This window comes from Peribacillus sp. TE19612 (assembly GCF_056279465.1).
This window is the reverse complement of sequence record NZ_JBWCCL010000005.1, coordinates 30,061-47,417: the sequence shown is the minus strand read 5'-3', so window position 1 is coordinate 47,417 and position 17,357 is coordinate 30,061. Positions and strand designations below refer to the sequence as shown.

Below are 17,357 nucleotides of genomic sequence, written 5' to 3'. Positions count from 1 at the left end.
AGCACAGTTGCGTTTTTAATTTACCGAGTTAATTGATTAAAATTTTATTTTACTAAAGTTATTTATCGACTTTTTATTGCATAAAAAAACAAATAAACGTATAATATTCTTAAAAGAATATACTGAAAGTTCTCTAAAGTTAGATTTATCTGTTTTTTCAAAAAAGAGAGTTTACGAGAGAGAAGAGGGGATTATTTTGAAAAAGGTTTCTTTTTTAGTGTTTGCCATGGTTGCTTCCTTGTTACTAGTCATGACAGGATGCGGGAAGGATAAGGAAGTCTCGACAACTGGTAAAGAAGAAGAGTCCAATGGGAAAACACTCAGGATCGTGACTGACGCCAACTATGCTCCATTTGAATATCTTGAAGGCGATAAGATTGTAGGATTCGATGTTGATTTCATCAATGCCGTTGCAAAAGAAGCGGGATATGAAGTTAAATTGGAAAGTGTCGGTTGGGATCCGATTTTTGTTGAAATCGAAGGTAAGAGAGCGGATGTCGCCATATCTGCGATTACAGTGAATGACGAAAGAAAACAATCTTATGACTTCTCGGTTCCGTATTTCTTATCCACAAACAAAATTCTCGTTCCTGAGGATAGTGATATAAAATCTGGAGATGAATTGAAAGGAAACGTCATTGCCGTTCAGACCGGTACTACTGGACAGGAAGCGGTAGAGAAACTCCTTGGAAAGAATCACAAGGATATCAAAAAATTCGAAAATAATAACCTGGCCATTCAGGAATTACTGAAAGGCGGAGCATCGGCTGTCGTAGCTGATAATACGGTTGTTGAAGAATATGTGAAAAATAACCCCGATCAAAAACTGAAAGTCGTTGAAGACAGCAAAAGTTTCAATGAGGAGTTTTATGGTCTTATGTTCCCAAAAGGCAGTGAATTGAAATCGGAGTTCGATAAAGCCGTGAATGCCATTTATGAAAATGGGAAATATGCAGAAATTTATAAAGAGTGGTTTGGTACTGACCCAGATATTGAAACGTTGAAAGCACAACAATAAAACAAATGGATAGTAAAAGATTGCGTAACTTTACGTGTGAAGTTACGCAGTTTTTTTGGTCTTTAGGAGGGGAACGAAATGAGTTTTCGCTGGGATATTATTTTTGAATATGCTCCTTTCTTATTAAAAGGGACATTGCTTACTATTGGGCTTTCGGTTTCCTCCATCCTGATCGGAACCTTTTTGGGGTTATTGATCGGTTTAGGGAAAATCATGAGAAACAAAGTGCTTGCCCTTCCTTTTTACGGATATGTCACGGTTTTTCGCGGAACACCGCTTTTAGTTCAAATCTTTTTAATCCATTTTGGAATCGTGCCCTTTTTTACCGGGGAAACCAATGCAGTAACCGCCGGTGTCATTGCTTTATCGTTAAATGCAGCCGCGTATATCGCAGAAATTTTCAGGGCGGGCATTCAATCAATCGATAAAGGGCAAATGGAAGGGGCGCGTTCATTGGGGATGACCCATGCCCAAACAATGATACATGTTGTATTGCCTCAAGCTTTCAAACGAATGATTCCTCCGTTAGGAAATGAATTCATCGTATTATTGAAGGATTCATCCCTGCTTTGTGTCATTGCTGCCCCGGAATTGATGTATTGGGGGAAAGCGATGGGGAGTCAGTACTTTAAAGTATGGGAGCCATACTTGGCGTGTGCCTTCATCTATCTATTCCTTACCCTCATCTTAAGTTTTGTATTAAATAGACTCGAAAGTAGGTTGAAAACAGAATGATAAAGGTGGAGAATCTTAAGAAGTCATTTGGCGATAATGATGTATTGAAAAATATCAATGCAATCGTTTCCCCTCGGGAAGTAGTCGTGGTGATTGGTCCTTCTGGGTCGGGAAAATCCACTTTCCTAAGGTGCATCAATCAACTTGAAACGATAACGGGAGGCCATATTTTCATTGAAGGGCTTGATACGACAGATAAGAAGGTCAATATCAATAAAGTCCGGACGGAAGTTGGCATGGTATTTCAGCATTTTAACTTATTTCCACATAAGACTGTTCTTGAGAATATAATGCTTGCGCCGATAAAGGTCCGCAAGATATCCAAAGAACAGGCTTCCCAAAGAGGGATGGAACTGCTTAAGAAAGTCGGACTTGCAGAGAAAGCGAACGCATATCCGGATTCATTATCAGGGGGACAAAAGCAACGCGTAGCAATTGCAAGGGCGTTGGCGATGGAACCCAAAATCATGCTATTCGACGAGCCCACTTCAGCCCTGGATCCGGAAATGGTCGGTGAAGTCCTTGAGGTCATGAAGCAACTGGCTAAGGAAGGCATGACTATGGTAGTTGTGACTCATGAGATGGGGTTTGCAAAAGAAGTTGGAGATCGCGTGATTTTCATGGACGAAGGTTATATTATCGAAGAAAATATTCCTAGTGAGATTTTTAATAATCCCCAGCAGGAAAGAACTAAAGCCTTTTTGAGTAAAGTGCTTTAATTACACGTAAAGAAAAAAACCTTCCATTATGGGAGGTTTTTTTTCGGGGCATATCAGGGGCTTCATTTGATGCATGAAGCGCCTAAAAGCGATTCAGGGCTTTTACCGAGCACAAGCATACTGATTTTGGCATATCCAATATTTTTACTTTGGGAAAAGGTCTGAAGTAATACCTGGATATTCGGATCATCCTTTAACTTTTGAACTTCCTCTATATATAATTCGATAATGGAGGGCATAACGAATTCAGGGGTGTATTCGTTAGGGTTTTCATCCATGATTAATGTGCCCATAAATTGATATTTAAATTGAAGAGCCCGTGTTAAGGCAACGACATGGAGCAGTTTATTAAATAGTTCGGGGTATGAATATTTAATTTTCTCCAGAGCTGCTTCTGATGCCTGTAACTCATCGACATTAGATAAAGTGATCATGAATATCTCCTTTTTAGAACATATGGAATCCATCAGCATTCAACGTGCTTTTTACTAATACTAGTCTACCCCCGCCGTAACGGATTGTAAAATGGTTAGATGTTATCACGTGCATAACCCAAATCTATGATAGTGCTTACATCAATCATGCTGGATGATCCACTACTTATGGGATAATGCTTCCCTAGTATATTTCAGCCATTCTTTTGCAGCGTATGAAAGGTAATGGTCCTTACTCCATATGAATCCTAAATTCCAACTAATGGAGGGGTTTCTAACCTTGATTGTCTTTATGCGTTCATCATGACGGCATAAGCTTTCCGGTAATAGAGCAACGCCAAGTTTAGAGTAAACCATTTCCTCAATAAAATCCCAGCGTGAGCATTCAGTAACGATATGTGGAGAAAAACCAGCTTCATTACAGGATGAAATGATGAGGTCTCGAAGGACGTAATCTTTATTGAATAAGATGAAAGATTCATTTTCCAAGTCGGCCAAATCAATTTCTTCCCCACAAGCATGGGGGTGGGAGGGATGAACAATCAAGTTGATGTCTTCTTCCAAAAAAGCAAAATGATGAAAAATCGCGTTGTTGGTTGGCAGGACTATTACGCCTATATCGATTAAATCATTTTGGACGGATTCTTCTATTTTCTTTGAACCATCCTCTACTAATTGAAAGGTGATATTGGGATAGTCCTGGTGAAAACGGCTAAGAATTCGGGGGAAGAAAGAAGCGTCGATGATCGGCGGCAGCCCGATGCGTATATGTCCCTTTTTTAAACCTAATAAATTGTCCATTTCCGTTTCTAAATTGTGAAAGGCCTTATCGATCAATTTTGCCTGCTCTAAGACAACCCTGCCTGCATCGGTCAAGATCAGTTGCTTGCGTGAACGATCAAAAAGCTCAACACCTAGCTCGGTTTCCAGGTTTTTGATCATCTTGCTGATGGTCGGCTGGGTAATGAATAAATGATCGGCAGCCCGAGTGAAGCTATTGAAATTGGCAACCTCTATAAAGTATTGCAAATGTTTAATATCCATTGCGTCACCTGTTATCCTCGTTTGAAATTAGTTTCATTTTACCCGTAAACGGAAGTGTTTGTAAAACATGATAAGTTTGGAGTTCATACACGCATAAATAAGCTGGATTCCAAAGGGGAACCCAGCCTATGAAGGGGCTGGCCATATCTGCCGAAAATTTTATTTGACCAACAAGACAGGAACTGGAGAATGTTGAACGATATAGTGGCTCACGCTGCCCAGGAATTCCTTGAAGCCGCTCAATCCGCGGCTGCCCATGATAATAAGGTCACAATTCTCGGATTTTGCATGTTCCAATAAAGTCGTGATGGCTGAACCTTCTACGACAAATGTTTGGGATGCATTCGGGATTTCGGATAAAAGCGCTTCCGCTTTTTTAATCACTTCCTTGCCATACTTAAGCATGGATTCTTCAATTTCCTGAAAAGCATTGCCATATATATTTGGCTTGATTGGCAGTGTAACAGCGTGAAGCACCTGGATTTCGATAGCGGGATCCAGCTTCGCTAATTCAATCGCTTTTTCTAAAGACTTAAGTGCCAATTCAGATTCATCATAAGCAACTAATATTTTTGAGCATAGCATTGATCGATCATTCCCTTCTATAAAAGAATATATCCCTAGTATATCAATATAAATCTTTCATGCAGTTTCATATATTATAAAATTTGTGAATATTTCATTGAAGTTTACGTTAACGTTAATGTTAAAATAAAGGTAAATAATCCCTTTGCAAAGTGTGGTTTTAACATGTACACCATTTCTGAGTTAGCAAAAGAATTCGGATTGACGACAAGGACCCTCCGTTATTATGAGGAACTGGGTATGCTTAGGCCAATGCGTACCGAAACGGGAAAAAGAGTTTATGGAAAGAAAGAATATGCACAGCTCAAAATCATAATGCGCGGTAAGAAGTATGGTTTTTCGTTAGTGGAAATAAAGGATATAGTCCTTTTATTCGATAAGGATAGGACAGGCATTAAGCAATTGGAAAAAACGATTGAAACTGCAGGACAGAAGTTAAACGAACTTAATGAACGAATTAAAGAGCTGAATGGGTTGAAGCAGGATTTTGAACAGGTAATCAAAGGCTTTACCGAAACCCTTCATGAGTTGAAAATGAACGATAAAACAGGCAAGCGGTGAAATTAATCTTGAAAATAGGTTTTGATGATAGTGAAAGATGAATATATATTCTAGAAACAGATGGGGTGAGAATTTGGAAATTCAAGAAACCATTGCAGTTGTGACAGGCGGTGCTTCAGGTCTGGGAGCGGCGACAGTAAGAAACATCATTAAAAAAGGTGGAAAAGCGGTCATATTTGACCTCTCGGAGGAAAATGGCGCTAAAATGGCTCAGGAGTTGGGAGATTCGGTCCTGTTTATTAAAACGGATGTAACTAGTGAAGATAGCGTATCGGTAGCATTGGATGAAGGAATAAAAAAATTCGGTAGCATCAATACTGTCATCAACTGTGCAGGCATTGCCATTGCAGAGAAGGTCATAGGCAGGAAAGGCATACATGAATTGAAAGCGTTCTCAAAAGTCGTGCAAATCAATTTGGTCGGTACATTTAACGTAATCCGGCTTGCGGCGGAAAAAATGGTCGAAAATGAACCGAATCAAGAGGGGGAGCGAGGAGTCATCATCAATACAGCTTCGGTCGCTGCCTTTGAAGGACAAATCGGACAAGCAGCATATAGTGCCTCAAAGGGAGGGATTGTCGGTATGACTCTGCCAATCGCGAGGGAGCTTGCCATCAAAGGGATACGTGTCGTATCGATTGCACCGGGTCTATTCCATACACCGATGTTCGATTCATTACCTGAAGAAGCCAGGACGTCATTAGGGAAAACCGTGCCATTCCCATCAAGGCTCGGGTATCCAGAAGAGTACGCTAAACTAACGGAAAGCATCATAACGAATCCAATGCTGAATGGGGAAACCATCAGACTGGATGGGGCCATTAGAATGTCACCAAGGTAAGTTGTCAATCCCTTCAGGGCAAACCATTGTAAATCTAGAAAAAGAACCTCGGACAAAGGAATGGAGAGGAGATAAAACAGATGAAGCATCCATACCTAAGTGAAGAACATGAAATTTTCCGTATGTCCTTCCGAAAGTTTTTAGAGAAAGAAGCAGTTCCCCACTATGAACGATGGGAAGAAGAGAGGATCATTCCCCGATCTTTTTGGGTGAAAATGGGGGAACAGGGTTTTTTATGTCCGGACCTTGAAGAAGATTATGGGGGTTCCGGGGTAGATTGGGGCTTTGCCGTTATAATTAATGAAGAATTGGAAAGAGTTGGTTCTGGGTTCATTGGTTTCGGACTTCACAGTGACATCACCGTACCGTATATTTCCGCCTACGGAAATGAGTCGCAGAAACAGCGCTGGCTTCCTAAATGCACGACCGGGGAAATCATTACAGCCATTGCCATGACAGAGCCTGGTACAGGTTCGGATTTGGCCAATATTAAAACGACTGCCATTTTGGATGGAGATCATTACATATTAAATGGTCAAAAGACATTCATCACAAATGGCATTCATTCGGATTTGATCATTGTTGCCTGTAAAACGGATCCCAGCGCCGTTCCGAAACATAAAGGCGTTAGCTTAGTCGTGGTCGAAAGGGATACACCCGGGTTTTCCAGGGGGAGAAAACTGAAGAAACTTGGCTTGCACAGTCAGGATACAGCAGAACTCATCTTCGAGGATTGCCGTGTTCCAAAGGAAAACCTGCTTGGTGAAGAAGGCAAGGGGTTTATTTATTTAATGGAAAAACTGCAGCAGGAACGTCTTGTGGTGGCAATTTGTGCTCAAACCGCGTCTGAGGATATGCTGGCCGATACGATTGAGTATGTGAAGGGCAGGGAAGCGTTCGGAAAATCTGTAAGTCAGTTTCAAAATACTCAATTCAAAATAGCGGAAATGGCCACGGAGATTAAAATGGGGCGTGCCTTCCTAGATCAATTGATCACCAAACATATGGCTGGTGAACAGGTTGTAACGGAAGTTTCGATGGCGAAATGGCGTTTGACGGAGACTGCCAGAAAAATATCCATTGAATGCATGCAGCTCCATGGCGGCTATGGATATATGGAGGAATACAAAATTGCCAGAAGGTATCGGGATGTTCCAGTAGCAAGCATCTATGCCGGCACAAATGAAATCATGAAGAAAATCATCGCTAAGAATCTGGGCCTATAATAAAGATCAGAAGGGGAGAGAGTATATGCGGGAAGTGGTTATCGTTGAAGGAATTCGCACGCCGGTAGGCAGAAGGAACGGTGTCTTGAAAGATGTTCGCCCTGATGACCTGGCAGGGGAAGTATTGAAGAAGCTGATTGAAAAAGCGGGCATCGATCCTGCCATTGTCGATGATGTCATTTTAGGTTGTGTTTCACAGTCGGGCGAACAGGCCGGTGATATAGCAAGGGTTGCCGCACTGATAGCCGGATTTCCGATTGAAGTGCCGGGAACGACGATTGACCGTCAATGCGGATCAAGTCAGCAGGCAGTCCATTTTGCTTCCCAGGCCATCCTGTCGGGTGATATGGATGTGGTAGTAGCCGGCGGAGTGGAAAACATGTCACGAGTTCCCATGGGGTCAAATCTTCTAGGTGCTGTAACAAGCCAAAAGTATATGGACCTTTACGAGGTGATCAACCAAGGTTTATCAGCTGAAAGAATCGCCGATAAGTGGGGAATAACACGTGAAGATTGTGATCGGTTTTCCGTTGAAAGTCATGCCAAGGCAATACGTGCTCAAAAAGAAGGACATTTTAACCGTGAAATGATATCAGTAACGGGTACTGATAAAGAAGGAAATCAAATCGAAGTTACGGAAGATCAAGGCCCAAGGAGCGGAACTACGCTTGAAGTGCTGGCTGGATTGAAACCGGCATTTCAAGAAGGCGGTTTAATCCATGCAGGGAACTCTAGTCAGATCAGTGACGGTGCTGCCGCTTTATTATTGATGGAACGCAGTAAAGCAGAAGAACTTGGATTGAAACCGCGCTTTAAAGTGCATACACGGGTTGTTGTCGGGTCAGATCCCACCCTGATGCTAACGGGACCGATTCCCGCCACCCAAAAAGCTTTGGAAAAAGCGGGTCTTACAATTGATGATATCGATATCTTTGAAGTGAACGAGGCTTTCGCTCCTGTACCGATTGCCTGGCTAAAAGAAACGGGGGCAGACCCCAAGAAGCTGAATCCAAATGGCGGGGCGATTGCATTGGGGCATCCTCTTGGCGGCAGCGGGGCCCGATTGATGGTGTCCATGATCCATGAATTAGAAAGGACGGGCGGCCGTTATGGGCTGCAAACAATGTGTGAAGGCCACGGCATGGCGAATGCCACCATCATTGAAAGAATGGACTGAAGCTGGACTATCCATTTATGAAAATTCGTAATTCGCACGAAAGTAAAAGCTGAAAAAGGGATGAAGTCGACCATCGGCAGGCTTTGCTGAATTCTTCCTGTTGATGGTGGTTACTTGAGGAGGAGAATGATTTGTCAGTAACGATTAAAAATATCTTTGATCAGACGGTTCAGAAATTCCCCATTAAAGAAGCTATCTACGACGTGAGAAGAAATATCCGCTATACGTACATCCAATGGAATGAACAGGTGAATAGGTTGGCGGCGGCCCTTCAAGCGGAAGGGGTGCGAAAAGGGGACAGGGTATCTACGTACCTTTACAACAATGAAGAGCTTGCAACAGCGTTCTTTGCCTGTGCAAAAATCGGTGCAATCTTTAATCCTATCAACTTCCGTTTAATGCCGGAAGAGTTGGCCTTCATCTTGAAAGACGCTGCTCCAAAGGTCGTTCTATTCGAACGCGAATTGGAAACGAACGTTGCCGCGGTTGAAAAGCGATTTCCGGAAATGGCCTTCTGGTATATTGATGACGATGTGCCTGGGTATGCCAAAGGTTACCGCCAAAAATTGGCCAGTATCTCCTCAAAGCCAGATGAAGTGGAAGTTCACGAAGATGACATTTATGCCATCATGTATACGAGCGGAACTACCGGACGTCCCAAAGGGGTCATTCACCTTCATAAAGACATGGTCAAACAAACCGAGATTTTAATAGAGGCCATGAAGTATGAACGCTCTGATATCGGTTTGATTACTGCACCGATGTTTCATTGTGCTGAATTGCACTGCTCTTTTTTACCTCGTGTACAGGTCGGTGCAGCTAATGTCATATTACATCAGTTTCATCCCCAAAAGGTCATGGAACTGATTGAATCCGAGGGGGTCACCAAGTTTTTTGCTGCACCTACGATGTGGAACATGCTCATTCAGGAAAAATTGGAGGAGTATAAATTCCAGAGCTTGAAGTTAGGGCTTTATGGAGCAGCCCCGATGGCTCCATCCCTTGTACGTGCCTGTCAGGAGAAACTCGGCATCCAGTTCATCCAAGCCTATGGAATGACTGAAATGGGGCCGGCCATAACTCTCCTATTGGAGGAAGATCAAATTAGGAAAGCGGGTTCTGCCGGCAAGGCATGTTCCGAACATGAAATCATCATTGCCCGTCCGAATGACGAAGGGCCATCAGATCCCGAGGATATGCTGGAACCTGGGGAAACAGGGGAAATCCTTGTAAAGGGTCCGTGTATCATGCAGGGTTACTTTCAAAAAGATAGAGAGACCGAAAAGGCGCTTTACAAAGGCTGGTACCATTCCGGTGACATCGGTTTCCTAGATGAAGATGGATATCTGTGGGTCAAGGACCGTGTGGACGACATGATTATTTCTGGAGGGGAAAATATTTATCCGCGTGAAGTGGAAGATACACTATATGAGCATCAAGGAGTTCTCGACTGTGCGGTACTTGGTCAGCCAGATGATCAATGGGGGGAAACGGTAACGGCCTTCATCGTAGCCAAAGACCCAATGCTTGCCGAAAGCGATTTAGAAACTTGGTGTAAGAACAGTAATAGTTTGGCGAACTATAAACGTCCAAGGAGATATATCTTCTGTAATGAGCTGCCTCGGAACGCAAGTGGGAAGATACAAAAGTTCTTGCTTCGTAAACAGTTGGAAGAAAATGTTGATGGCAAAGGTTTGGGGAACCTTCTTTAAATGCCGGGGGCAGCAGCCGATGCAATACCAAGTTAGGGGTGGAATTTAGAATTGCTGGAAACAGATATGGATGAATTATTTTATAAATAATAATCTTATGGAACAAATGAAGGAGAGAGAATAGTTATCCACAACGAAAATGCAGCGTGATTAGCCCAATCTCTCATTTATCCACATAATCCACAGGGTTATCCAGAAATAACATTATTTTCATGTTGATAAGGTGAGTTATTGGACTTGTTTTTTGTCAGTATTTTCAGAATATATCCACAATATACACAGGGTTGTGGATAAGCTATGTAAATAAAGAGAACCAAGGGGCTGATTTATAGCCCCTTGGGTTGGTTTATTCTGCTTATCGGCGATTATGAGCACGGCGGTCAGCCGCATTTGCACGGGCTTGTGCCTCGATATCTTCCTGATCAGCCAGTTCGGAAGAATATTCAACGTCAAGTCCGTCACTTTTCAGGTTTTTGGGAACCTGAGGAAGTTTCTGTTTGTTCTTATCCCGATTATGGTGTATGTTATTTCGTCCCATGTTATCGCCCCCTGGAAAATAGAATAAGCTAGAGATGAATTCTAATCATCTCCAGCTTATTTTGTGTTGAGTGGCTGTTCAAAATGTAAGGGAAAAAACTCCAAACCTAACGACGGGATTTCTTCTCGGTATATCCACCAGCTCGATCTGCTTTTTTAAATTCGCGGGCATAAAGAATCGCTTGTGTACTAGTTAAGTTACTTTTTTCTTTATCGTGTTTTTTGAGCAATTAGATCATCTCCATTCACTTAATATCCCTATTTTTTCCTAAAATGACCCTTTCATACGTGGGAATCTTCTTTTAAGATATTTTGTAAGGCTTCTTTAAGGGTTGGAAAGGAGAAGGTGAATCCTTCCTCTTTAAGTTTAGTGGGAAGGACATTTTGCCCTTCAAGTACAAGGATGCTCATTTCCCCCAACAATTTCTTGAGGAAGAAGGGGGGGACAGTTATCCAATGGGGCCGGTGCAGGACAGTTCCTATCGTTTTTCCGAATGTATCCATCTGAACGGGGTTCGGTGCCGTAAAATTGACTGGACCTCCTATCCTAGCATCATTCATGCAAAAGATGATTGCACGGACCGCGTCATGGATATGAATCCAGGAAAGCCACTGATTCCCTTTGCCAATCTTTCCTCCGCCAAATAGTTTATAGGGGAAGGCCATCATTGGCAGTGCTCCGTCTTTTTCTCCAAGAATCACCCCGAATCTTGTAAAGATCAACCTTTTACAGTAAGAGCGTGATTTAGCCGCTTCCTTTTCCCATAGTTGAACAGTACGGGCCAAGAAATCATCACCAATGGATTCAGAGGTTTCGGTAAAGGTCTCATCGTCCGAAATACCATAATATCCGATTGCACTTGCATTAATGATGACGGACACTTTAGAGGGCAGTATGGAAATGATCCGGTTCATCTCTTTGGAAGCCTCGATCCTGCTTTCGACAATCCGGCGCTTTCGTTCAGGTGTCCAACGGCCGCTGTTCAGAGATTCACCAGCAAGGTTAATGAACACATCGAGCCCCTCCAAGTGCATTTCCGGCGTTGCCTCCTTGGTCAACCAGCCGATATATGTTAAATTAGTCTGTTTTTTAAATTTTTCGGGATGACGGGTCAAAATATATATATCATGATTCTCTTTTAATAATTCATCAATTAGGGCTGTGCCGACAAAACCGCTTCCACCAGCAATGGCTATTTTCATGAAAACCACTTCCTTTCCCTGTCTTTCCTTCACTTTAACATGCCCATGTTCTTTTTTCATTTTTAGGCATGCTATATATAGAAATGGTAAACGTAAAGGGGTAAAGTAGGTGTGGGGGGTGGATTTATGCCAAACATAACAAAAATAACAACCCAAAAGAAACGTAAAGATCGTTATAACATCTTCGTCGACGAAAAGTATGCCTTCAGTGTAGACGAAGAAGTGCTATTGAAATTTCAGTTGAAAAAGGGTATGGAACTTGATGACCTGCTTTTGGCCGAAATACAATTCCATGATGAAATCCAAAAAGCATTTACCGATGCACTTAATTATTTATCATACCGGATGCGCTCGGAATCGGAAATTCGCCTTTATTTAATAAAGAAGGAAACGGAAGAGCCGATCATTAAGGAAGCGATACATAAACTATACAGTTTTAACTATTTAGACGACCTTGAATTTTCCAAGGCTTACGTGCGGACCCATGTGAATGGAGGGAATAAAGGGCCCACTACCCTTAAGCTTGAGCTTAAGGAAAAGGGGGTGCAAGATAAGTTGATTGTCGAGGCATTGAAGGAATACCCTTATGATATTCAAATTGAACATGCAAGGAATCTGGCTGGAAAAGCGGTCAAAAAGGAAAAAAACATTTCCGAACGAGCTTTAAGGCTGAAGGTTGAACAAACCTTGTTACGGAAAGGTTTCCCAAGAGATGTCATCCATGAAGCACTTGAAGATGTGACGGTTGAAAAGGATGAGGATGAACAATGGGATTCCCTTTGCCACCATGCCGAAAAAATGCATCGCCGATATAAAAACCATGAAGGCTTCGAATATGAACAAAAAATGAAGCAGGCATTATACCGAAAAGGTTTTCCAATAGAATTGATTGAGCGTTATCTTTCTAATCCTGATGGTGATTAAGTGCATCAATAGCCAAATCACAAAATTTTGTTTAATATAGAAGTAAATTAATTATTTCATTTGAGGAGTCATATATATGAGCGACGTAAGATACAGCAAGCTGTCTGCCTATGAACTACAACAGGAAATCGCAGCGTTGACTGAAAAAGCGAGAAAAGCAGAGCAATTGGGAATGGTTAATGAATATTCAGTATTGGAACGAAAAGTGACGATGGCCAAGGCCTATTTGTTAAATCCTGATGATTTCAAAAAAGGTGAAATATATCAAATTGACGGAGATCCCGGTGTCTATTTCAAAATTGATTATATGAACGGCGTATTCGCTTGGGGTTACCGCTTGGGCGGTAGCGGTAAGGAAGAAGCACTCCCGATTTCAATGCTGAAATAAAAAGGAACCGGGGATGTACCCGGTTCCTTCTGATGTACCTTTTAATTCGATCGCTCGTTTGAAGCTTTCATTCTTTCTTGAGGGTGTGTATTAATACTTCCATCTGCACGCTTTGAAGCATATCTTGCCTTTGCACGGGGCTCGCCTTGGAATTTGTTATTGTTTTGGTTGGGGAATCCTTTTTGTTTATTTCGCAAATTTTTTCTCCTCCAAGCATCAGATTAAGAAAGAAGCGTTTCCGCTTACAACTAGTATGGGTATGGGACAGTATAGTTCATTCTGTAAAAATATTGGCAATGAGGTGGTTCTAATGAATGATTACCATGAAAGATTAACCAAGATACTGCTTGAGAAAAATGAACACATCACGTATGAGCAAGCTTTGACTTGGGTGGAATTATTATGGGAAGATTTCGAAGCGACCTATGCAAAGGCTGGGCATGAATATGCCGGTGAAGAAATGACATCGCGCGTTGTAAGGACATGGATTGATAACTACGGTGAGCAATTCCACGAATTCATTGCAAAGAACCCTAAATATCAGCAGTTATTAAATCAGCAGAATCGACTGCATTAAAAAAGCTGATTCCAGAGGAGTTCCCTGGAATCAGCTCTTTTTCAATATACTACAAAATAATATTCAATTTCTTCTGCAGCTTCGCTTCGCTAAAGATCCAGCCGGTATAAGAATTCAAGATATTCAATTCGCTGTCTAAATGGACAACTGCCACAAACGGGTAATATCCATTGCTGCGATATCTTAGATCGATAAAACGGACTTCGTAATATTCTTTTATCTGTTCGATTTCGAAGCGGTAAACCGGAGAAAAGGACAGAAAGGCTGCCAAGTTGATATCCTTCTTGGCGGCTTCGAGAATTTCACTTTCAGGCAAGGGCACTCGATCGAACGTATCAAGAATCTTCACATATCCATTATCGGCTCGTGCCACATAATAATTCTTTTCGGTAATCACCGCAATTTTCCAGCGATGAAAACGCATCGTCGGTGATAAAAGAATTTTCCTTGCTCCAGGAATTTGCTGTTTGACCACTCTTTTTATAAAAGCTTGTTCCCTGAACCTGGAAATGTAATAAATGACGAGTATCCCGTAAATGGAAAGAAATAAATAGCCTGGAGGAAATCCGAAGCCCCATAATATCAGGCCTGCAACATGTATTCCAAAAATGAATGGATCGAATGTATTGATGACCCCTAAAGCTACCCATTTTGACGAAATCGGCCTAAGAGCCTGGGTCCCATAAGCATTGAATATATCCACGAATACGTGAAGGAATACGGCTAAAAAGGTCCAAAGCCAAAGATGAAGGTAATTTGCTTCAGGTATGATGGCGAAAATTGCTCCGCTGATAATCAAGGGCCAAAGTAAAACAGCGGGAATGGAATGCGTGATTCCACGGTGGTTACGTATATATACAGCGTTATTCCTTAATTTTAAAACGGTGTCAATGTCCGGAGCTTGTGATCCCAATATCGTACCTGCTATGACTGCACTTGCAGTAACTGGGCTCTGCGCAATGACGGGATCTAGTGTGGCAAGACCTCCAAGAGCAATTCCCATGACAAAGTGAGTACCTGTATCCAAAAAACTAACCTCCCTGCCACAATTTGAAAAAAATGGTCTTCTTTCATCATACCGTATTTATATATTAACCATCAAATGAATATAATTTTGATTTATTTCAAGTGACCCGTTACAAATAAATGGATATGAACATGATATTAAAAAAAGAATGGCCTACTATAGGTATTCCCAATTTTGATTAGAGTGTAACATCTTTGGAGGAACTGATGTGAAAGAAATAACGATCCCGACAATAGAAAAAATAAAAATCGATGAATTTCAAAAAGATTTGGTTTCCTGGTTTCTCGAAGAACAAAGAGAATTGCCATGGAGGGAAAATAAGGACCCTTACCGCGTTTGGGTTTCTGAAATAATGCTGCAGCAAACGAGAGTGGAGACGGTGATTCCTTATTTCAACCGGTTCATCGAATGGTTCCCGACACTCGAGGACTTTGCCAATGCAGATGAAGAGAAGGTCCTGAAAGCTTGGGAAGGGCTGGGATATTACTCGCGTGTAAGGAATCTGCATAGTGCCGTTCAGGAAGTGAAGGCATCCTACAATGGGATTGTACCGGATGATCCCGAGGAAATCTCCAAATTGAAAGGTGTCGGCCCATATACTGCCGGTGCGATTCTAAGTATCGCATACGGCAAGCCGGAGCCAGCCGTTGATGGAAACGTCATGCGTGTTTTATCAAGGATATTAATGATATATGAAGACATAGCGAAGCCAAAGACAAGAAAAACATTCGAAGCTGCCGTCAGGAAGCTGATCGATCATGAACATACCTCTGCCTTCAATCAAGCCTTGATGGAACTTGGAGCATTAATCTGCACACCTGGTAAGCCTGCCTGCCTATTATGCCCCGTTCAAAGTCATTGTCTAGCATTTGAAGCAGGGGTTCAGTTGGAATTGCCGGTAAAAATCCAAAAGAAAAAAACAAGGGATGTACCAATTGTAGCTGCAGTTTTAACGAATGAAAAAGGTGAATTTTTAATTCACAAGCGAGCGTCAGAAGGATTGCTAGCTAATCTTTGGGAATATCCGAATTTCGAAAACCATACATCCCTCTTGCATAAGAGGGAATTCTTCGAGAGTCGGTTTAAGGAAATGTATGGCGTCAAACCGGAAATCATTGAATCACTTGTGAGAATTGAACATGTTTTCTCTCATCTCGTTTGGAAAGTGGACACGTATATCGGTGTGGTCAAAGAGGACATTGGTGAAGAGACGCTAAAAGAACAGCAACTTAAGTGGGTGAGTGAAGCAGAGATGGAGGAGTTGGCATTTCCGGTCTCCCACCAAAAAATGATGAAGGCGTATAAAGAAAAAGAGTGTATTGAATAAGCGGTTTATTTGCTTTTTATGGAAAGATGAGTAAATAGGTTCATTCAATTTTGGGCGTGCGATGAGATATTCGTTAACAATATTGGGGGACAGCCCTGATTTGTGCCATGGCGATAATGCCTTATAATGAAATCGTGATATATGCATAGAAAGAGGATATCCGATAAGATATCCTCTTCCTTTTGTTGATTTTCAAAGCAATATCCGTATAAAATCATTCGTAACTGGTTTTCGTTCCATGAGTATAATCGGCTTCTTGCCTGTTAAGTCCGCCTCTATTTTCAATTTCTTTGACGATTTCGCTATGGATACTCTGTCCTTCTTGGTTTAAATAAGGTACCATTTGTTGAAGGGAGTGATGAAAATAGGCAAGTTCACTATTTTCCCAATCCGATTTTTTCATCATCGACAACTCAGTCATATCACGTCCAACATACATAACAGTAACACTCCTTAAAAAAGATTTTTATTACTCGGTGTTTACTCAGAAAGGATGAATAAACAAATGGAACAAAAAGTGGCACTCGTTACAGGTAGCAGTAAAGGTTTAGGCAGAAGCACGGCAATAAGGCTTGCAGAGGAGGGTTACGACCTCGTTATTAATTATGCCCGGAGCAAGTCGAAAGCATTAGAAGTGGCAGCCGAAATTGAAGCGTTGGGGCGAAAAGCCCTTGTAGTCAAGGCAAATGTCGGTGATGTTGCGAAAGTGAAAAGCATGTTCGAGGAAATCGATGCTTATTACGGACGTTTGGATATCTTCATCAATAATGCGGCCTCCGGCGTGCAGCGTCCATTGATGGAGCTGGAGGAATCCCATTGGAACTGGACCATGGACATCAATACAAAAGCCCTCCTTTTCTGCGCACAGGAAGCGGCGAAATTAATGGAGAGGAACGGCGGGGGGAAAATCGTCAGCATCAGTTCACTAGGATCGATTCGCTATTTGAAAAATTATACAGCTGTTGGCGTTTCCAAAGCTGCGCTTGAAGCCCTGACAAGATATTTAGCGGTCGAATTGGCTGCTAAAAATATTTGTGTCAATGCCGTTTCAGGCGGCGTGATCGATACGGATGCCCTGAAGTCTTTCCCGAATCGGGATGAAATGCTTGCTGAGGCGGCAGAACAGACTCCCGCTGGACGGATGGTCGAGGTGGAGGATATGGTGAATACCATCCTGTTTTTAATTTCCGATGGGGCCAGGATGATTCGTGGACAAACCGTAATAGTTGATGGAGGCATTTCATTGCTTGTTTAATGTAACTGGAAAAATTTAAATGATTTTTGTAGGATAGCACTCCTGGATAATGGTTATCTTATTATCG

General features: G+C 42.0%; 22 protein-coding genes. 13 read left to right on the top strand and 9 right to left on the bottom strand.

The genetic code is table 11. The features are described from left to right. The first annotated feature begins 196 nt into the window (after positions 1 to 196). The 3 genes from ACZ9AO_RS10455 (at position 197) to ACZ9AO_RS10445 (ending at position 2,472) form a co-directional block, all read left to right on the top strand. Positions 197 to 1,018 carry a basic amino acid ABC transporter substrate-binding protein gene (locus ACZ9AO_RS10455; protein ID WP_034305421.1) on the top strand — a complete coding sequence of 274 codons (822 nt, stop codon included), beginning with the start codon at positions 197 to 199 and terminating at the stop codon, positions 1,016 to 1,018. Positions 1,019 to 1,096: 78 nt separating this feature from the next. Then, the gene (locus ACZ9AO_RS10450) at positions 1,097 to 1,753 is read left to right on the top strand and encodes an amino acid ABC transporter permease (protein WP_251541342.1); all 657 of its coding nucleotides are present in this window, start codon (positions 1,097 to 1,099) and stop codon (positions 1,751 to 1,753) included. Then, on the top strand, positions 1,750 to 2,472 hold the full coding sequence (locus ACZ9AO_RS10445) for an amino acid ABC transporter ATP-binding protein (RefSeq protein ID WP_076371113.1): 723 nt from the start codon (positions 1,750 to 1,752) through the stop codon (positions 2,470 to 2,472). The genes ACZ9AO_RS10450 and ACZ9AO_RS10445 overlap by 4 nt, the downstream gene beginning before the upstream one ends. A 62-nt stretch (positions 2,473 to 2,534) precedes the next feature. On the opposite strand, the gene ACZ9AO_RS10440 is transcribed toward ACZ9AO_RS10445, so the two are convergent. The 3 genes from ACZ9AO_RS10440 to ACZ9AO_RS10430 form a co-directional block, all read right to left on the bottom strand. Next, a complete protein-coding gene (locus tag ACZ9AO_RS10440; RefSeq protein ID WP_048685483.1) occupies positions 2,535 to 2,906 on the bottom strand; it encodes a hypothetical protein in 372 nt (123 codons plus the stop codon). Positions 2,907 to 3,068: 162 nt separating this feature from the next. After that, positions 3,069 to 3,950 (bottom strand): cidABC operon transcriptional activator CidR, encoded by an 882-nt coding sequence (gene cidR / locus ACZ9AO_RS10435; protein WP_476109013.1) that lies wholly within the window; start codon positions 3,948 to 3,950, stop codon positions 3,069 to 3,071. Between the two features lie 159 nt (positions 3,951 to 4,109). Then, positions 4,110 to 4,535 carry a universal stress protein gene (locus ACZ9AO_RS10430; protein ID WP_048685474.1) on the bottom strand — a complete coding sequence of 142 codons (426 nt, stop codon included), beginning with the start codon at positions 4,533 to 4,535 and terminating at the stop codon, positions 4,110 to 4,112. A 165-nt stretch (positions 4,536 to 4,700) separates the two neighbouring features. On the opposite strand from ACZ9AO_RS10430, the gene ACZ9AO_RS10425 reads away from it, so the two are divergent. The 5 genes from ACZ9AO_RS10425 (at position 4,701) to ACZ9AO_RS10405 (ending at position 10,052) form a co-directional block, all read left to right on the top strand. Then, positions 4,701 to 5,096: a MerR family transcriptional regulator gene (locus ACZ9AO_RS10425; RefSeq protein WP_251541334.1), complete on the top strand. Its 396-nt coding sequence runs from the start codon at positions 4,701 to 4,703 to the stop codon at positions 5,094 to 5,096. 73 nt (positions 5,097 to 5,169) lie between these two features. Next, positions 5,170 to 5,937 carry a 3-hydroxyacyl-CoA dehydrogenase gene (locus ACZ9AO_RS10420; protein ID WP_048685468.1) on the top strand — a complete coding sequence of 256 codons (768 nt, stop codon included), beginning with the start codon at positions 5,170 to 5,172 and terminating at the stop codon, positions 5,935 to 5,937. Between the two features lie 80 nt (positions 5,938 to 6,017). Continuing rightward, positions 6,018 to 7,163, top strand: coding sequence for an acyl-CoA dehydrogenase family protein (locus tag ACZ9AO_RS10415; protein ID WP_063596582.1), 1,146 nt, complete (start codon positions 6,018 to 6,020; stop codon positions 7,161 to 7,163). 25 nt (positions 7,164 to 7,188) lie between these two features. Continuing rightward, entirely contained in the window at positions 7,189 to 8,340 is a 1,152-nt protein-coding gene (locus tag ACZ9AO_RS10410; protein ID WP_340874413.1) for a thiolase family protein, read from the top strand. Positions 8,341 to 8,471: 131 nt separating this feature from the next. Next, positions 8,472 to 10,052 (top strand): fatty acid--CoA ligase, encoded by a 1,581-nt coding sequence (locus ACZ9AO_RS10405; RefSeq protein WP_251541328.1) that lies wholly within the window; start codon positions 8,472 to 8,474, stop codon positions 10,050 to 10,052. Between the two features lie 355 nt (positions 10,053 to 10,407). On the opposite strand, the gene ACZ9AO_RS10400 is transcribed toward ACZ9AO_RS10405, so the two are convergent. The 3 genes from ACZ9AO_RS10400 to ACZ9AO_RS10390 form a co-directional block, all read right to left on the bottom strand. Further along, positions 10,408 to 10,590 carry a YfhD family protein gene (locus ACZ9AO_RS10400; protein WP_034306455.1) on the bottom strand — a complete coding sequence of 61 codons (183 nt, stop codon included), beginning with the start codon at positions 10,588 to 10,590 and terminating at the stop codon, positions 10,408 to 10,410. Between the two features lie 106 nt (positions 10,591 to 10,696). Further along, the gene (locus ACZ9AO_RS10395) at positions 10,697 to 10,819 is read right to left on the bottom strand and encodes a YfhE family protein (RefSeq protein WP_081088510.1); all 123 of its coding nucleotides are present in this window, start codon (positions 10,817 to 10,819) and stop codon (positions 10,697 to 10,699) included. 52 nt (positions 10,820 to 10,871) lie between these two features. Next, positions 10,872 to 11,792 (bottom strand): TIGR01777 family oxidoreductase, encoded by a 921-nt coding sequence (locus ACZ9AO_RS10390; protein ID WP_476109130.1) that lies wholly within the window; start codon positions 11,790 to 11,792, stop codon positions 10,872 to 10,874. Positions 11,793 to 11,918: 126 nt separating this feature from the next. Here ACZ9AO_RS10390 and recX point away from each other — a divergent pair, with 126 nt between their 5' ends. Further along, positions 11,919 to 12,716 (top strand): recombination regulator RecX, encoded by a 798-nt coding sequence (gene recX, locus ACZ9AO_RS10385; protein WP_476109012.1) that lies wholly within the window; start codon positions 11,919 to 11,921, stop codon positions 12,714 to 12,716. Between the two features lie 76 nt (positions 12,717 to 12,792). Continuing rightward, entirely contained in the window at positions 12,793 to 13,104 is a 312-nt protein-coding gene (locus tag ACZ9AO_RS10380; RefSeq protein WP_034305394.1) for a YfhH family protein, read from the top strand. 41 nt (positions 13,105 to 13,145) lie between these two features. On the opposite strand, the gene ACZ9AO_RS10375 is transcribed toward ACZ9AO_RS10380, so the two are convergent. Beyond that, the gene (locus tag ACZ9AO_RS10375; protein ID WP_034305387.1) at positions 13,146 to 13,301 is read right to left on the bottom strand and encodes a small, acid-soluble spore protein K; all 156 of its coding nucleotides are present in this window, start codon (positions 13,299 to 13,301) and stop codon (positions 13,146 to 13,148) included. A gap of 113 nt (positions 13,302 to 13,414) precedes the next feature. On the opposite strand from ACZ9AO_RS10375, the gene ACZ9AO_RS10370 reads away from it, so the two are divergent. Next, positions 13,415 to 13,681 carry a YfhJ family protein gene (locus tag ACZ9AO_RS10370; protein WP_034305384.1) on the top strand — a complete coding sequence of 89 codons (267 nt, stop codon included), beginning with the start codon at positions 13,415 to 13,417 and terminating at the stop codon, positions 13,679 to 13,681. A gap of 49 nt (positions 13,682 to 13,730) precedes the next feature. Here the strand turns inward: ACZ9AO_RS10370 and ACZ9AO_RS10365 are convergent, their stop codons facing one another. Continuing rightward, positions 13,731 to 14,708: a metal-dependent hydrolase gene (locus tag ACZ9AO_RS10365; RefSeq protein ID WP_048685454.1), complete on the bottom strand. Its 978-nt coding sequence runs from the start codon at positions 14,706 to 14,708 to the stop codon at positions 13,731 to 13,733. 208 nt (positions 14,709 to 14,916) lie between these two features. On the opposite strand from ACZ9AO_RS10365, the gene mutY reads away from it, so the two are divergent. Continuing rightward, positions 14,917 to 16,035 carry an A/G-specific adenine glycosylase gene (mutY, locus tag ACZ9AO_RS10360; protein WP_476109011.1) on the top strand — a complete coding sequence of 373 codons (1,119 nt, stop codon included), beginning with the start codon at positions 14,917 to 14,919 and terminating at the stop codon, positions 16,033 to 16,035. Positions 16,036 to 16,249: 214 nt separating this feature from the next. Here the strand turns inward: mutY and ACZ9AO_RS10355 are convergent, their stop codons facing one another. After that, positions 16,250 to 16,474 carry a hypothetical protein gene (locus tag ACZ9AO_RS10355; protein ID WP_034305377.1) on the bottom strand — a complete coding sequence of 75 codons (225 nt, stop codon included), beginning with the start codon at positions 16,472 to 16,474 and terminating at the stop codon, positions 16,250 to 16,252. A 66-nt stretch (positions 16,475 to 16,540) separates the two neighbouring features. Here ACZ9AO_RS10355 and fabL point away from each other — a divergent pair, with 66 nt between their 5' ends. Next, entirely contained in the window at positions 16,541 to 17,290 is a 750-nt protein-coding gene (fabL, locus tag ACZ9AO_RS10350; RefSeq protein ID WP_048685448.1) for an enoyl-[acyl-carrier-protein] reductase FabL, read from the top strand. Positions 17,291 to 17,357: the final 67 nt, after the last annotated feature.

Coding starts and splice junctions, on each gene's coding strand:
- ACZ9AO_RS10450 (WP_251541342.1), top strand. CDS start 1,097: ATGAGTTTTCGCTGGGATATTATTTTTGAATATGCTCCTTTCTTATTA.
- ACZ9AO_RS10445 (WP_076371113.1), top strand. CDS start 1,750: ATGATAAAGGTGGAGAATCTTAAGAAGTCATTTGGCGATAATGATGTA.
- ACZ9AO_RS10440 (WP_048685483.1), bottom strand. CDS start 2,906: ATGATCACTTTATCTAATGTCGATGAGTTACAGGCATCAGAAGCAGCT.
- cidR (WP_476109013.1), bottom strand. CDS start 3,950: ATGGATATTAAACATTTGCAATACTTTATAGAGGTTGCCAATTTCAAT.
- ACZ9AO_RS10430 (WP_048685474.1), bottom strand. CDS start 4,535: ATGCTATGCTCAAAAATATTAGTTGCTTATGATGAATCTGAATTGGCA.
- ACZ9AO_RS10425 (WP_251541334.1), top strand. CDS start 4,701: ATGTACACCATTTCTGAGTTAGCAAAAGAATTCGGATTGACGACAAGG.
- ACZ9AO_RS10415 (WP_063596582.1), top strand. CDS start 6,018: ATGAAGCATCCATACCTAAGTGAAGAACATGAAATTTTCCGTATGTCC.
- ACZ9AO_RS10410 (WP_340874413.1), top strand. CDS start 7,189: ATGCGGGAAGTGGTTATCGTTGAAGGAATTCGCACGCCGGTAGGCAGA.
- ACZ9AO_RS10400 (WP_034306455.1), bottom strand. CDS start 10,590: ATGGGACGAAATAACATACACCATAATCGGGATAAGAACAAACAGAAA.
- ACZ9AO_RS10390 (WP_476109130.1), bottom strand. CDS start 11,792: ATGAAAATAGCCATTGCTGGTGGAAGCGGTTTTGTCGGCACAGCCCTA.
- recX (WP_476109012.1), top strand. CDS start 11,919: ATGCCAAACATAACAAAAATAACAACCCAAAAGAAACGTAAAGATCGT.
- ACZ9AO_RS10380 (WP_034305394.1), top strand. CDS start 12,793: ATGAGCGACGTAAGATACAGCAAGCTGTCTGCCTATGAACTACAACAG.
- ACZ9AO_RS10370 (WP_034305384.1), top strand. CDS start 13,415: ATGAATGATTACCATGAAAGATTAACCAAGATACTGCTTGAGAAAAAT.
- ACZ9AO_RS10355 (WP_034305377.1), bottom strand. CDS start 16,474: ATGTATGTTGGACGTGATATGACTGAGTTGTCGATGATGAAAAAATCG.
- fabL (WP_048685448.1), top strand. CDS start 16,541: ATGGAACAAAAAGTGGCACTCGTTACAGGTAGCAGTAAAGGTTTAGGC.